The following is a 15059-nucleotide window of genomic DNA, read 5'->3' on the forward strand; positions in this document are numbered from 1 at the left end:
TGTGTCGGTTTTTATCTGTTTAAAATTATTGAAAGTCAACGAGTGTTGCCTAAACAATAGTCGATTGTCCTATGTAAACATTGTCATTATTGAAATACAATAATTCATCTTTGCTTAAAATATAATTGGATATAAAATCACCTACTTCATTGGTGCCAAATTTAGAATAGGGATTCAAATCTGCTGTGACGACATTTAATTCAATTGCTTTTTCTACCGCTTCATATACTTTTTTAGCTTCTAACTGAAGGCCAAAATGTTCTAAAAGCATAGCAGCAGATAATATTGAGGCAATTGGATTGGCCGTATTTTTGCCTTTTGCCTGAGAAAAAGTGCCGTGTACCGGTTTAAAAAGGGCACTGGAATTCCCCAGAGATGCTGATGGCAATAATCCAATGGCTCCTGTGATTACACTAGCTTCATCCGATAAAATATCACCAAATAAATTCTCGGTCAAAATGACATCAAATTGTTTTGGATTAATAATGATTTGCATCGCGGCATTATCAACATAAAGGAAATCTAAAGTTACATCAGGGTAATTTTCGCTGATTTCCTGGACTACTTTTCGCCATAATCGTGACGTTTCAAGAATACTAGCTTTGTCTACCAGAGTCACTTTTTTTTGTCTTTTCTGAGCTGTTCTAAACGCTAAATGACTAACCCTAATGATTTCCTCATCGGAATACTCACATAAATCAGAGGCTAATGTGCCTTGTGCATTCGTCTTTTTTTCACTGAAATAAGATCCCCCGGAAAGCTCCCTGAAAATCACAAAATCAGTACCCTCAATGATTTTTCTTTTCAAAGGGGATAAATCTAATAAATCCTTATACGGTTTAACAGGTCTTATATTGGCATATAATCCTAATGCTTGTCTCAATTTCAATAAGCCGTTTACAGGGCGCAATTTTGGATCATGATTGTTGTCGTATTTTGTATTGCCAACAGCGCCAAACAATACAGCATCGGTATTCAGACAAAGATTCAATGTTTGTTCCGGCAATGGATTTCCTGTTTTTTCAATCGCAACGGCACCTATTAGTGCATCTTCAAATACAAACTCATGATCGAAAACCACACCAATTGCATACAATGCTTTTTTAGCCTGTAGGATTACCTCCGGACCTATTCCGTCTCCTGAAAGTACTGCTATTTTTAAATTCATAATAGTGCGATTTAAATTGTAATAGAAATCAAAATATTTTAGTTGAGGATTATTTCCTTACTCATTTTACAGGCTTCAATTATTTGATGAATATCATCATCAAGGACTTCTTTTTTGATATCGGCAAACCTCAAAAATTCAATATACACAACATCCAATTGTGTTTTTGAAAGTTCGTACCCCACTTTTTTGGCTCTGTAGGCCAATGCTGCTCTGCCACTTCTGGCGGTAAGAACAATTGATGATTCATTGACACCAACTTCCAACGGATCCATGATTTCATAAGTCGCTCTGTTTTTGATTACCCCATCCTGATGTATTCCGGAGCTGTGTGCAAAAGCATTAGCACCAACAATTGCTTTATTGGGTTGCACCATCATTCCCATACTTTCAGATACTAATCGGCTCATTTCATTCAGCTGACGGGTATTGATATTGGTATCTAAATTCAAATACGGATGTTGTTTGAAAATCATCACTACTTCTTCCAGTGCTGTATTTCCGGCTCTTTCGCCTATTCCGTTTATGGTACATTCAATTTGTCTGGCTCCATTTACCGCTCCTGCAATTGAATTTGCTGTAGCCATTCCTAAATCATTATGACAGTGGCATGACAGGATTACGTTATCAATTCCTTTGACGTTTTCTTTTAGATATTTAATCTTTGCGCCATATTCTTCCGGCAAGCAATAGCCAGTTGTATCTGGGATATTAAGCACGGTAGCACCTGATTTAATGACTGCTTCACAGACTCGAGCCAAGAACTCGTTGTCCGTTCTACCAGCATCCTCCGCATAAAACTCCACATCTTCAACATACGATTTAGCATGGGAAACGGCAAATTTTGCTCGGGCAATAATATCTTCTCTGGTAGTATTCAGCTTGTGTACAATGTGTGACTCCGAAGTTCCTATTCCGGTATGTATTCTTGGTCTTTTTGCATGTTTTAAGGCTTGTGCCGCAACATCTATGTCATTTTTTATCGCTCTGGTTAATCCACAAACAACTGCATTCTTAACGATTTTACTTATTTCTGAAACAGATAAAAAATCACCTGGACTAGATACCGGAAAACCCGCTTCGATGATGTCAACACCCATTTCGTCCAGTCGATTGGCTATGACTAGTTTTTGATTGGTATCTAATTTACATCCCGGAACTTGTTCGCCGTCTCTCAAGGTGGTATCAAAAATTTGAACTTTCTCTCTATTCATTTTCATTTATTTAATGTAATTTCACAACTTGATAACAAAAATATCTTTCATTACGTTAATATAAAACTCAATTTAATGAAATATACTGTTTATAAAGCAATAAAAAACTTAGTAAACAATTGAATTACAAAACATTAAGCTACACTATTCTACAATGGCTAACCATCAAAAAGATTTCTTGTTCGTATTAATTAAATCGCTTTCAAAATCTGAAAAAAGACAATTTAAGATTTTTGCCAGCCGATTAGAAACCAGTTCCAATACAAAATTCATCGAGTTATTTAATGTTTTAGACAAATCAGAAGTCTATGAGGAGAAGCTTATTTTGAAAAGTGGGATTATCAAAAAAGTACAATTATCCAATCTGAAATCGTATTTATATAAACAAATTTTAGTAAGCATCCGATTGAATATTCCCAGTCAGAATATTCGATATCAGCTAAGAGAACAGATTGATTTTGCCGCTATTTTGTACAATAAAGGGCTGTACAAACAAAGTTTAAAAATCTTGGATAAAACAAAGATTTTAGCGTTGGAAAATGACGAAAAACTCATGGCCTATGAAATTGTAGAATTTGAGAAACTCATTGAATCCCAATACATAACCCGAAGTATTCAAGGACGCGCAGATGAATTGGTTATTCAGGCTAAAGAACTGAATTATCGCAATACCATTTCCAGTAAATTATCTAATTTATCCTTGCAATTGTATGGTATTATGCTTAAAACCGGATATGTAAAAAGCGACGAAGAATACACCTATATAGATGATTATTTCAACAAGCATATTTCAAGATTTGACGAGAAAAAGTTCGGTTTCAGAGAGAAATATTGGTTTTACAATGCCAATCTTTGGCGAAGCTTTTTAGTTCAGGATTTTTTATCCTGTTACAAATATGCTTTAAAGTGGGTGACTCTTTTTTATGACAACCCAAGTATGATTCATTTAAATCCGGTGTTTTTCCTGAAAGGCAATCATTATTTATTGGAGTCTCTATACATGCTGAAGTACAAATCAAAATTCAAAAAATATTTATTACTGCTGGAAAATACCATAAAAGATTCCCATTTTCCTGTAAATGATAATATTGCATCTTTATCATTTCTGTATTTATATAATAATAAATTAAATTATCATATACTGGAAGGTACTTTTGCAGAAGGAGAATACTTAATTCCTGAAGTTCTAGGCAAGTTGAAAATACATACCGATCATCTTGATGAACACCACGAAATGCTGTTTTACTATAAATTTGCTTCTATATATTTTGGGAATGAAAAATATACAGATTGTATTTTTTATTTGGAGAAAATCATAAACAATAAAAATCTTTCCATGCGAGAAGATTTAATGTGTTTTGCCAGATTACTCTGTTTGATAGCTCATTATGAATTAGGAAAAGATTATTATTTGGAAAATCAATTGAAAAACACCTATAAATTCCTAATCAAAATGAATGATTTGCATGAAGTGCAAAAAGAAATTATTAAGTTTTTGAAAAATTTAAACTCCATTTATCCAACAGATATCAAAAAAGAATTTGTAAAAATGAGAACAAGATTTATAGAACTGGAGAAAAACACCTATGAAAAAAGAGCTTTCCTTTATTTGGATATTATTTCTTGGCTAGAAAGCAAAATCGAAAACCGAAAAATAAGCGATATCATTAAGGAAAAAGCAAAATTGAATAATCGATAAAATAAAGTGGAACTATGCCCTTAATAATTTAAACGGATGAACGGATTTTTTAAAACAATTCTCGCAGGTTACGGCGCCAAAAAACTAGGCGGCGGCTGTTTTGGCACAATTTTAATTTTCATAATTATCTATTGGATATTAGGTTATTTTTAGAATTAAAACGCTAAAAATAACCTACTTATAATTTAAAAATTAATACGTCAATAGTTCTTTTAGGTCATTTTCGAATCGGCCTTTCGGCAAATATTGATCTTCCAATGCTTTAGTAAACGGAATTGGTGTGTCTAAACTTGCCACTCGTTTTACAGGAGCATCTAGGTATTTGAAACAATTTTCCATTATCATTGCCGAAATATCACTGGCAATTCCACCAAACATACTGTCTTCCTGATAAATAATTACTCTTCCCGTTTTCTTTACCGAAGCAAAAATAGCTTCGGTATCCAAAGGTTGTAAAGTTCTTAAATCCAATAAATCCGCTGAAATTTCAGGATTTTTTGCTAAAGTATCCAAAGCCCAATGCACTGCGGCACCAAACGAGATGATCGTAACCTGATCTCCTTCTTTCAACAAAGCCGCTTTTCCTAGTGGAATCGTATAATAATCAGAAGGAACCTCTTGATAAACGCTTCTGTACAATTGCTTGTGTTCAAAAAACAGTACCGGATTTGGGTCGTTTATGGAAGTATTCAATAATCCTTTCGCATCATACGGAAATGCTGGGTAAACCACTTTTAATCCCGGTGTTTTAGTAAACCAAGCTTCATTGGTTTGCGAATGAAAAGGCCCAGCTTGTGTTCCGCCACCGCAAGGCATTCGGACTACAACATCTGCTTTTTCTAACCATCGGTAATGTGATTTGGCTAATAAATTCACAATTGGATTGAATCCTGTCGAAACAAAATCGGCAAACTGCATTTCCACAATTGCTTTATAGCCATTTATAGACAATCCCATTCCTGCCGAAACCACTGCACTTTCACAAATTGGCGTATTGATGACACGCTCTTTGCCAAACTGCGCTACAAAACCATCTGTGATTTTGAAAGCACCACCATAGTCAGCAATGTCTTGGCCCATGATTACTGAGTTCTCATGGCGTTCCATCGATTGTCTCAAACTGGCAGAAATGGCATCTACAAAACGAATATTTTCTTTTTTTTCTGAATGGTTAACTTGTTCAAATACATGCGTTTTATAAACATCATTTAGCTCTTCACTTAAAGTAGCTTTAATTTCTGGTTCGGCATTGGCAATAGCCAAACTTTCATCAATATCCTTCTTTATTTCAGCATGTAAAGCAGCGTCAAAATCCGCGGTAAGAATCCCATTTTCTGACAAGTATTTTCTATAATTTTCTACTGGATCTTTAATCGCCCACAGGTCCATTAATTCCTGCGGAACGTATTTAGTCCCACTCGCCTCTTCATGTCCACGCATCCGGAAGGTTTTAAATTCCAATAAAACAGGACGTGGATTTTCTTTCATCGAAGCTTTTAATTCAGATAATAAATTATAAACTTCCAGAATATTATTTCCATCAACAATATGGCTTTCCATTCCGTAGCCTTTTCCTTTATCGGCCAGGTTTTCGCAACGGTATTGTTCATTTGTAGGTGTTGAAAGCCCATACCCGTTATTCTCTATCACAAATAAAACCGGTAATTCCCAAACCGAAGCAATATTCAACGCTTCATGAAAATCGCCTTCACTTGTTGCTCCTTCGCCTGTAAAAACGGCAGTAACTTTTCCGTTTTTCTTTAGTTTATTGGCTAAAGCGATTCCGTCAGCCACACCTAATTGCGGACCTAAATGCGAAATCATTCCTATAATTTTATATTGTTGGGTTCCAAAGTGAAAACTGCGATCACGCCCTTTGGTAAAACCATTGGCTTTGCCTTGCCATTGCGAAAAAAGACGGTACAACGGAATGTTTCTCCCGGTAAAAACTCCTAGGTTTCTATGCATTGGCAAAATGTATTCATCCGAATCTAAAACTGCCGTAACACCAACAGAAATTGCCTCTTGACCTATTCCAGAGAACCATTTTGATACTTTTCCCTGACGGATAAGAATCAGCATTTTTTCCTCTATCAGTCTTGGTTTCAGTATTCTTTTATATAAATCTAATAATTGATCGTCAGTAAGATTTTTTTTGTCAAAGGTCATTTTTCCCGTTTTATTATATGGTTCAAAGATAAAAAAATATAACAGTTTGATATTGTTTTGTTATATTTTTTTACATTGTTTGTACGTTTTAAAATTCAGATATAAAATTATTCTTTACATTTGTATCTGCAAGGTTTTTAACCTTCAAGTTATTAAAAAATATTTAAAAGTATGCAAAACATTCCTAGTGTTGACTTGCGTGATTTCCTTTCGGACGATCCGAAACGTAAACAAAAATTTGTAAATGAAATCGGAAGTGCATTTGAAGATATTGGCTTCGTAGCACTCAAAGGGCATTTTTTAAACGACCAGTTGGTTGATGAATTGTATGGTGAAATCCGAAATTTTTTCGCTTTACCTTTAGAAACAAAACACGGGTATGAAATTCCTGGTATTGGCGGACAAAGAGGGTATATTTCTTTTGGAACAGAGCATGCCAAAGGCAGAAAAGAAGGCGATTTGAAGGAGTTTTGGCACTTTGGACAATACGTATCCGAAGGTTCAAAATATGCTTCTGAATATCCTGAAAATGTCGAAGTAAAAGAACTGCCTCGTTTTAATGTAGCCGGTAAGGAGGCCTATCAAATGCTGGAGAAAACCGGTGTTTATGTTTTAAGAGCTTTGGCAATTCACCTTGGTTTGGATGAATTTTATTTTGACCAATATGCCAAAGATGGAAATTCAATCTTACGACCTATTCACTACCCACCAATCACGTCTGAACCAGAAAATGCTATTCGTGCTGCTGCTCACGGTGATATCAACTTGATTACTTTGTTGATGGGTGCGCAAGGGAAAGGGTTACAAGTGCAAAATCATAACGGAGAATGGATTGATGCCATTGCAGAACCGGATGAATTAGTGATCAATGTGGGTGATATGTTATCGCGTCATACGAATAACAAATTGAAATCGACCATTCATCAGGTGGTAAACCCACCAAGAGAGTTATGGGGAACTTCACGGTATTCTATTCCGTTTTTTATGCATCCGGTGAGTGATATGAAATTGAATTGTTTGGAAAACTGTATTGATGCAGAACATCCAAAAAAATTCGAAGACATTACTTCGGGAGCCTATTTATACGAACGTTTAGTAGATTTAGGGCTTATTAAAAAATAAACTTAAATTTACTTCAGATACCAAAAGACATTAAGTGTATGCTTAATGTCTTTTGTTTTTTTTTAATGGTGGAGACTTAAAGAAAACAGCATAATTTTAACCACATAGAAACAGAGATAGAAGAGAACAATATAGACCATTTTTGGATTTACATAGCAATGTTTTACTGTAAAAAAGTAAAACGCCTCATTCTATAAAATATGGCTATGATTCTATGTGGTAAAAAATAATTTAAATATAATATGGACTTACAAGACCAATTAAAAAACCTTTTTCCGGATCACGAACCATCGCCTGAAGAGCAAATTAAAGAAGTGACACACGAATTATACGTTCAAAAGGAGCCTATGATTTGCAAATTCGAAAAGCGAAAAGGAAAAGCAACCACTATAATTGAGGGTTATGAAGGAACCGACGCCGATTTTAAAGTTCTTGCTAAGGAAATTAAAACCAAATTGAGTGTTGGCGGTACTTTTAAAGACGACTCTATCATTATTCAAGGTGATTATCGCGATAAAATAATGATTATTTTAAAAGAAAAAGGCTTTAAAGTAAAACGTGTGGGAGGGTAATCCCCACCTAACCTCCCCAATGGGGAGGAACCAAAACGAAATAAAAGAATACAATCTAAATCAGGAATCGGCTTCCTCTCCTTTGGAGAGGGCTAAGGAGAGCAAAAAATACTTTAATAATGATACAATCATCCGAATTAATATTAAATCCAGACGGTAGCGTATACCATTTGAATTTAAAACCAGAACATATTGCACACGATATCCTCTTTGTAGGAGATCAAAATCGCGTGGAGAAAATCACACAGTTTTTTGACAGCATTGAATTTTCGACACAAAAAAGAGAATTCAAAACCCAAACCGGGATTTTCAAAGGCAAACGAATTACTGTAATGTCCACAGGAATTGGTCCTGACAATATTGATATCGTTATCAACGAATTGGACGCTTTAGTCAATATTGATTTGGAAACCCGTCTACCAAAAGAAAATTTGACTTCATTGAATATCATCCGAATTGGAACTTCGGGTTCTTTACAAGCGGATATTCCTGTGGACAGTTTTGTACTATCAAAATTCGGATTAGGATTGGATAACATGCTCCGCTCCTATTTGATTGACGAAGTTTCGAATCTTGAAATGGAAGATGCTTTTGTAAAACACACCAATTGGGATTTACGAAAAGGAAAACCATACGTGATTGCTTGTTCCGAAAAATTGGAAAAAATTATAGAAAGCGACAAAATGCACAAAGGAATTACCGCAACTGCAGGTGGTTTTTATGGTCCTCAAGGTCGCGTGTTGCGTTTGAATATTCAAGATGAAGCATTAAATTCTAAAATGGATAATTTTAAATTCGGTGACAACCATATCACGAACTTGGAGATGGAAACTGCAGCTATTTATGGACTATCGGCACTTTTAGGGCACAATGCATTATCATTAAACGCCATTATTGCCAATCGTGCTTCGGGAACATTTAGCAAAGATCCATACAAAGCCGTTGATGAATTGATTGCGTATACATTAGAAAAAATTGCTTTAGGATAGAGAAATTAATTTTCAAAATCTTCTCCAATTGTAGTTTTAAAAAAGTGCTGTTTAATTTTTTTAAAACTACATTTGTTTTTAGAACAAAATGATAATGAAAATAATACTTACAGGTGCAACAGGAGTTTTGGGATCTCATATTATGTATGAAATTCTGGAGCTTTTCATCAACACTAAAATTGATGGAAAACTATTTATTATTGCCCGAAATAAAGGAAAAAACTCCGCTTTAGATAGAATAAACGAACTTTTATCCAGCAGCTATACACCACAAATCATAAAAGACAAAGGGATAGCAAAACTGCACGAATACATTGAAATCATTGATACTGATTTGGCTGTCATTCAGGACACTTTTTCAAGCCAAATAAAAGATGCGTATTTCATTCATTCGGCGGGATTTGTGAATTTATCTACCGATGAAGAACAACGCGAAAAGATTTTTGAAGAGAATACTAAAATCACAAAATCCCTTTTCAATCTATTTCATCCTTTTATAAAAAAGTTTATCTACATCGGAACTGCTTTTTCATCTGGAAACCGAAAAGGATTAATTGACAATGATTTTCATAGTTTAGGATTCAAACCCGAGCATCGCAATGCCTATGAAAATGCTAAATTCCATTCGGAAAATTTTATAGCACAAGAATGTAAAAAAATTGGTTTGCCTTTTCAAATTCTGCGTCCAAGTGTGATTGGAGGCAAAATGTTAGGAACTGAAAATCCGTATTTTATTTCAAAATATATGGTTTTTTATCTTTTGGCAAAATTTTTTCATTTTACTTCCCAACGAAAAGGAGAACAAGAAAATGTGCGTTTTATCGTTAACGAAGACACCGTTTTGAACATTATTCCGGTGGATTATGTGGCAAAAGTGATTGTAAATACGTTTCAAAGAGACGATATTGAACAGCTTAATATTGTACATCATAAAAGTTTCAATATGGCAGATGGATTACAGTTAATCATGAGGGAAGTGGGCTATACCAATTTTACCTTAATACAAAATTCGTTTGACTTCAAATACAAAAACACCATCGAAAAACTGTATTATGAAAGCATTGGAAAACATTTAAATCCGTATTTTACTACAGCTGCCAACGAATACGATACCACTTTGTTGAACTCCATTCTGGAAATACCCAAACTAGATCAGGAAGCCTTCACCAATATGATTCGGTATGCAAAATTGAATAATTTTAAAGATATTAATGTGTGATTGCTTCATTCCTCGCAATGACATAATACCACTGCTACCAGACTAAATCGTTAACCATGAAATTTCTAATAAAACATGAATCTTATTTTAGAAACCGACCGATTAATTTTAAGAGAAATGCTATTTTCAGATGCCGACGCATTATTTGAAATGGACAGCAATCCTAAGGTACATCAATATCTTTGGAACAAACCATTGACGGATATTAGCGAAGTACATTCCTATATAGAACTTGTTAGAGCACAATACTTTCGAAATAATATTGGGCGATTTGTGGTTGTTTTGAAAGAAACTAATGAATTAATGGGTTGGGCCGGATTAAAATACAACACTGAAATGGTAAATAACAAAGTTCATTTCTATGATATTGGTTATCGGTTAAATGAAAAATTCTGGGGCAAAGGATACGCCAGCGAAGCCAGTTTTGCCTGGCTGGATTATGGTTTTAATGTAATGAAAATAAAAATTATGGAAGCAGCAGCACACACGGATAATATTGCCTCAAACAGAATATTAAAAAAAATTGGACTAAAAATGACGGAACAATATCTGGAAAATGGTGTTTCTTGGAATTGGTACGAATTAAAAAATCCTAACCTATAATGAACACAATAAAAATAGCCGGAGTTCCGGAACATTTTAATCTTCCTTGGCATTTAGCCATAGAAAGCGGAGATTTCGAAAAAGAAAATATCGATTTACAATGGACTGATGTTCCTGAAGGAACCGGAAAAATGTGTCAAATGCTTCGTGATGGCGAAACAGATATCGCCGTAATCCTAACCGAAGGAATTGTAAAAGATATCGTTGACGGAAACCCAAGTAAAATAGTGCAGCTGTATGTAGAAAGTCCATTAATTTGGGGAATTCACGTAGCAGCTAACTCCAATTATAAGACAGTAGCAGACTTAGAAAACACCAAAGTGGCCATTTCCAGATTGGGTTCCGGCTCGCAATTAATGGCCTATGTCAATGCCAATAATCAAGGTTGGAAAACAGATAATCTTCACTTTGAAATTGTAAATACTATCGACGGCGCTGTTGAAGCCTTAACAAATGGAACTGCCGATTACTTTATGTGGGAACGTTTTATGACCAAACCATTAGTCGATAAAGGTATTTTCGGAAGAATTGCTGATTGCCCTACTCCGTGGCCTTGTTTTGTAATTGCGGTTCGAGAAGAATTTTTGAAAAATAATCCAGTCCTTATTTCAAAAATTCTGGCAATCATTAATCAAACTACAGAAGATTTCAAAGACATTCCAAGTATTGACAAAACGTTGGCTTCAAATTACCATCAAAAAATAGAAGATATTCAAGAATGGCTATCGTTAACACAGTGGTCACAAAAACCATTAACTGTTGAAATGTTAAACAAAATTCAAAATCAGCTTTTTCAACTTAAAATTATCGAGAAAAAAGGTACTTTTGAAGACATTGTAAAAGCAGTCTAGATTATTGTTTTTATGCTACCATGATAAAAATAAAAAAAATCAATTTTCAAGGAATTAAACAAAAATTTCAGGTTGCAAAACCTTGGGATGACGTTATTATTTTTGTCCTGAACATATTGATTGCCATACCGGTTTTTATCATCTTACATCAGAATTTAATCAACCCAAATTGGCCTCTTAATATTGATAGAGTCGTTCTGTTTATAGTAATGATAGTCGTTATTCAAGTGCTCTTGCGGTTCATGAGAACGATTATTCTTTTTTGTATTATCCTTTATTTTTTAATTTTAATTTATGGTTCTACTATAGGGAATTATGGGTTTAACAGCGTTTTTGAAGATTACAATTCTATCATGTATACCATGTCAGACAATCCATATCCGCAAGATATTATCATTGCTAAGCTACTTCCTTTCCCTAGTAAATCTAAGATTATTAATGCGATAGAATATCAAAATCCTAAAATTAGAAATTTTGCAATTATGGCAACGTCAAAACATTTTAAAGATATAAAAGGGTATTCGGATTACAGGACTATTATCCAGTGTTTTGCAGTTTTCAAAGAAATTAACAATCGGTGGAACTACGTCAGCGATCCAAAAGGCGGGGATTATATAGCAACAGCCACGGAGTCCTTACTTTATTTTTCGGGTGATTGCGATGACCATTCGATATTAATGGCAGCCAGCATCAAAGCTATTGGCGGTACACCGCGATTGATTCATACCAAAGGGCATATTTATCCGGAAATTTTGATTGGTTCAGTTACTGATTTAGAAAAAGTAAATTTTCTAATTAAAAATATCCTTTTTGTAAATGAAAGCAAAGAAAAAAAACTCTTTTATCATGTTGATGAACGCGGCCAAATCTGGATGAATTTAGATTATACGGCCAGATATCCCGGAGGTCCTTTTTTATCAGAAGAAATTTTAGGAGCTTTGACCTTGAATTAATTAAAAGCTTTTTTTAGTACTAATACTTCTCATTTGATAAAAATTAATGAATCTTAAAGAAAAACCAATTGCAGTATTTTCTAATTTTTTTGATACTTTTTGAGAGTTATTTTCCGCTCTAAATACAGAAGTATCCCGTTGTTACGTCATTTTATTCATTAATTTTTTCTATCTTAACCCAACTGAAAATATTATTTTAATTAAAGTGTGCTATGGAAAATTCAAAACTCAAAGCCTTTATTCCTTTATTTTACCTTGCTTGGTCAGACGATCTTTTAACTCAAAAAGAGTTTGTTACTTTGCAAGAGTTCATACGCTCACAACAATGGATTTCCAGAAAAGAGCAGGAATATCTACTTTCAAAAGTAACGGTTTCAGCACCTCCTTCAAGAATAGAACTTGCGGAGTGGAAATTTGAAATAGATACTGCTATTGATCAGAATCCTTTGCTGAAATCTATATTTGATGTTTCAATGGTACTTGCAGAAAAAAATTCTGTTATCAAAGATCTTGCGACTGATTTTATGAAACTGGAAAACGATTTGGGAATTTTAGGTGAAGAAGCCGTTTCAAATTTAAAAAAAACGGCAAAAACCGTTACTTCAAATTATCATACGAGCAACACATTCGACATAGAAAAACTAACTCAGATTCTGGATGGCAAACAGGCTGCTATTATTAAAAAAGTGAAAACGGTCATCAGTCGACCGGATTTTGCCTATGAAACTTCGACTGATATAGCGGTTTATCGTGAAAAAGTATACGATTGGTGCACAATTCTTGCAAAAGAAAATCTGGGAAATATGGCGTATCCTAAAAAATACGGCGGCGGTGAAAATAGTGCCGATTATTTTGCTATAATGGAAACATTAAGCTACCATGATTTGAGTCTGGTCATTAAATTTGGAGTGCAATTCGGGCTTTGGGGAATGAGCATACAATCACTAGGTACCGAAAAACATTACAGCAAATACTTAAAAGATATTGGTTCGCTAAAGTTGCCCGGCTGTTTTGCCATGACCGAAACCAATCACGGTTCAAATGTAAAAGGATTAGAAACAACTGCTACATATAACCACGACAACCAAACGTTTATCATTCATACACCACATGAAAAGGCGCAGAAAGAATACATTGGCAATGCGGCAGTACACGGTCAAATGGCTACGGTATTTGCTAAATTGATTATTGATGAAATGGATTACGGCGTAAATGCCTTTATTGTTCCAATACGGGATACTAATAGTACAATCCTGAAAGGCATTACTATTAGTGATTGCGGACATAAAATGGGACTTAATGGCGTTGATAACGGTACCATTCGTTTTGAAAATGTCGTTATTCCAAAAGAAAACATGTTGGATCGATTTGCTTCGGTAAATGATGAAGGAAAATTTGAAAGTCCAATTCCAAGTGACAATCGCCGTTTTTTTACGATGTTAGGCACTTTGGTTGGCGGCCGAATTGGGATTCCGAGATCTGCTTTGGCGGCAGCCAAATCCGGATTAACAATAGCAATACAGTATAGCGACTCACGCAGGCAATTTGGACCCGAAGGCGGTTCAGAAGTTCCAATCTTAAATTACAGAATACACCAACGCAGGCTACTGCCTTTGCTGGCAAAAACGTATGCTATTCATTTTGCGTTGCAATACGTGACAAATAGATACCTAGAACGAACAGAAACTGAAATGCCAGAAATTGAAGCCTTGGCTGCCGGAATGAAAGCGTATTCAACCTGGAGTACTACTGCTATTTTGCAGGAATGCCGTGAAGCATGCGGTGGCAAAGGATACCTATCAGAAAACAGGATCGATGCCTTGAAAAATGATACCGAAATCTACACAACCTTTGAAGGGGATAATACGGTATTAATGCAATTAGTTGCTAAAAACAGGTTGTCGGAATTCCGCAAGACATTTGGAGAAATGGATGCTATGGGTATAATAAATTACGTTTTTGAGACTGCTAAAACTGCTATTGCTAAAAAAAATCCTATTATAACCCGAAAAACAGATGAGGATCATTTATTAGAGGATGCCTTTCATCTGGATGCCTTTCAATATAGGGAAAAAACGATATTGGCATCGGCAGCAAAACGATTAAAAAAACTGATTGATGGTGGACTTGAACCTTATGATGCCTTTAATGTGGTGCAGCACCACATGATTGATGTGGCTCAGGCATATCTGGAGCGAATTGTTCTGGAGCAGTTTCAAAAAGCCGTACAAGCTATTGAAGATCAGAAAAACAAGGAAATAGTGACAAAATTATGCCGGTTGTATGCGCTTTCACAAATGGAGAAAAATAAAGGCTGGTATCTTGAAGATGGCTACATGGAGGGGATAAAAACAAAAGCCATACGCAAGATGGTCAATCAGCTTTGCTGGGAAATAAGGCCGGATGCTGTCTCATTAGTAAAAGCATTTGACATTCCGGATAGTTGTCTTGCAGCACCAATTGCATTATAAGGATTCAAACTCTTAAAAGTAATTTTCTT

12 protein-coding genes are annotated in these 15059 nt (G+C 35.0%); 9 read left to right on the forward strand and 3 right to left on the reverse strand.

Going from position 1 to position 15059, the window contains the following annotated elements; translation table 11 throughout:
• Window positions 1-49: 49 nt before the first annotated feature.
• Both leuB and EKL97_RS06905 read right to left on the reverse strand, forming a co-directional pair.
• Entirely contained in the window at window positions 50-1168 is a 1119-nt protein-coding gene (gene leuB, locus EKL97_RS06900) for a 3-isopropylmalate dehydrogenase (protein ID WP_126514921.1), read from the reverse strand.
• A gap of 38 nt (window positions 1169-1206) precedes the next feature.
• Window positions 1207-2382, reverse strand: a complete 1176-nt coding sequence (locus EKL97_RS06905; RefSeq protein WP_126568523.1) for a 2-isopropylmalate synthase — start codon at window positions 2380-2382, stop codon at window positions 1207-1209.
• Window positions 2383-2536: 154 nt separating this feature from the next.
• On the opposite strand from EKL97_RS06905, the gene EKL97_RS06910 reads away from it, so the two are divergent.
• A complete protein-coding gene (locus EKL97_RS06910) occupies window positions 2537-4081 on the forward strand; it encodes a hypothetical protein (RefSeq protein ID WP_126451594.1) in 1545 nt (514 codons plus the stop codon).
• A 192-nt stretch (window positions 4082-4273) separates the two neighbouring features.
• On the opposite strand, the gene EKL97_RS06915 is transcribed toward EKL97_RS06910, so the two are convergent.
• A complete protein-coding gene (locus tag EKL97_RS06915) occupies window positions 4274-6250 on the reverse strand; it encodes a thiamine pyrophosphate-dependent enzyme (protein WP_126568524.1) in 1977 nt (658 codons plus the stop codon).
• Window positions 6251-6421: 171 nt separating this feature from the next.
• Between EKL97_RS06915 and EKL97_RS06920 the strand changes: the two genes are divergently transcribed.
• From EKL97_RS06920 to EKL97_RS06955, 8 genes are all read left to right on the forward strand, one after another.
• Window positions 6422-7372 carry an isopenicillin N synthase family dioxygenase gene (locus EKL97_RS06920; protein WP_126459743.1) on the forward strand — a complete coding sequence of 317 codons (951 nt, stop codon included), beginning with the start codon at window positions 6422-6424 and terminating at the stop codon, window positions 7370-7372.
• Window positions 7373-7614: 242 nt separating this feature from the next.
• Window positions 7615-7944, forward strand: coding sequence for a translation initiation factor (locus EKL97_RS06925; protein WP_126568525.1), 330 nt, complete (start codon window positions 7615-7617; stop codon window positions 7942-7944).
• Window positions 7945-8063: 119 nt separating this feature from the next.
• Window positions 8064-8933: a nucleoside phosphorylase gene (locus EKL97_RS06930; RefSeq protein ID WP_126568526.1), complete on the forward strand. Its 870-nt coding sequence runs from the start codon at window positions 8064-8066 to the stop codon at window positions 8931-8933.
• Between the two features lie 94 nt (window positions 8934-9027).
• Complete coding sequence (locus EKL97_RS06935; RefSeq protein WP_126568527.1) at window positions 9028-10152, forward strand: SDR family oxidoreductase; 1125 nt, start codon at window positions 9028-9030, stop codon at window positions 10150-10152.
• Between the two features lie 75 nt (window positions 10153-10227).
• Window positions 10228-10755, forward strand: a complete 528-nt coding sequence (locus EKL97_RS06940) for a GNAT family N-acetyltransferase (RefSeq protein WP_126568528.1) — start codon at window positions 10228-10230, stop codon at window positions 10753-10755.
• Window positions 10755-11606: a substrate-binding domain-containing protein gene (locus EKL97_RS06945; protein WP_126568529.1), complete on the forward strand. Its 852-nt coding sequence runs from the start codon at window positions 10755-10757 to the stop codon at window positions 11604-11606. The genes EKL97_RS06940 and EKL97_RS06945 overlap by 1 nt, the downstream gene beginning before the upstream one ends.
• Before the next feature lie 20 nt (window positions 11607-11626).
• Window positions 11627-12559 (forward strand): transglutaminase, encoded by a 933-nt coding sequence (locus EKL97_RS06950; RefSeq protein ID WP_126451587.1) that lies wholly within the window; start codon window positions 11627-11629, stop codon window positions 12557-12559.
• 212 nt (window positions 12560-12771) lie between these two features.
• The gene (locus tag EKL97_RS06955) at window positions 12772-15030 is read left to right on the forward strand and encodes an acyl-CoA dehydrogenase (protein WP_126568530.1); all 2259 of its coding nucleotides are present in this window, start codon (window positions 12772-12774) and stop codon (window positions 15028-15030) included.
• Window positions 15031-15059: the final 29 nt, after the last annotated feature.

The sequence above is a fragment of the Flavobacterium sp. LS1P28 genome (assembly GCF_003970335.1).
Lineage (GTDB): Bacteria > Bacteroidota > Bacteroidia > Flavobacteriales > Flavobacteriaceae > Flavobacterium.